This is a genomic window from uncultured Bacteroides sp., from assembly GCF_910578895.1.
GTDB lineage: Bacteria > Bacteroidota > Bacteroidia > Bacteroidales > Bacteroidaceae > Bacteroides.
On sequence record NZ_CAJTSC010000062.1, the window covers coordinates 16448 to 17304 of the forward strand.

Sequence of the window (857 nt, forward strand, 5' to 3'; positions counted from 1 at the left end):
AGATAAGGTATTATGACCGTGTAAAATCTCTGGTTTTTTCTTGGCTGATTAGCTTTAATAAAGTATTTTTGCATTGTATTTCGTTTACGAGGTGCAGACATATTATAATAAAAGAGCGTTTAAGATATTATCCCTTATTGAAATCTCGACAATTTCATGCACAAGGATAATAAGCAAGAACGCTCACGCTGATGTTATATATCTGTCTCTTATTTAGAGCAGCTTATATACCGTTTGGCGTGGGCTTTGTTTATTACTTGTGCTGGGCAGTCGAGAGCCTCAATAAGGTAATATTCAATGTTCCCACGCCTCTTCATTTTTAATAGCTTACAAAGGGAGCAGGTAAGCAACAATCTATTAATAAAATGAAAACATTAAGATTAATTGGAATGGCTTTGATAGCCGTAGTTATGTGTGTGAACTTCGCAGCTTGCAGTGATGATGATGAAGATGAAAGCGGTAACGCTGCAAGTCTTATTGGAACATGGAAGATTGTGAAGACAGTGTACGATGACGGAGAAATCACAGAGCATGATTATCCTTACTGGGTTATAGATTCAAGCACAATCTATTATACTGATGAAGTAGGAGAAGAAAAAAGTGATTATTGTAAATATACCTACGATGCAGAAAAGAAAGTGATTCGACTAACCTATATAGATGACGGACGTGACGGAGGAACATTAACGGTTCTTAAACTGACTTCCGATGAATTAGTATGTCACGATGATGATGAAGGTCGGACAGAACACTGCAAAAGGGTAAAATGATACAAAACAGTCATAATCAATATATGAAAAAGATGGCTCAGTTGTAATTCTTGGGGGATTAACCTTTGTTAATTCCCCTTTATGCAT

At 36.3% G+C, this 857-nt stretch carries 1 protein-coding gene; it reads left to right on the top strand.

The features are described 5' to 3' along the window. Positions 1-365 precede the first annotated feature (365 nt). On the top strand, positions 366-770 hold the full coding sequence (locus QZ327_RS12515) for a lipocalin family protein (protein WP_294619787.1): 405 nt from the start codon (positions 366-368) through the stop codon (positions 768-770). The last annotated feature ends 87 nt before the right edge of the window (positions 771-857 follow it).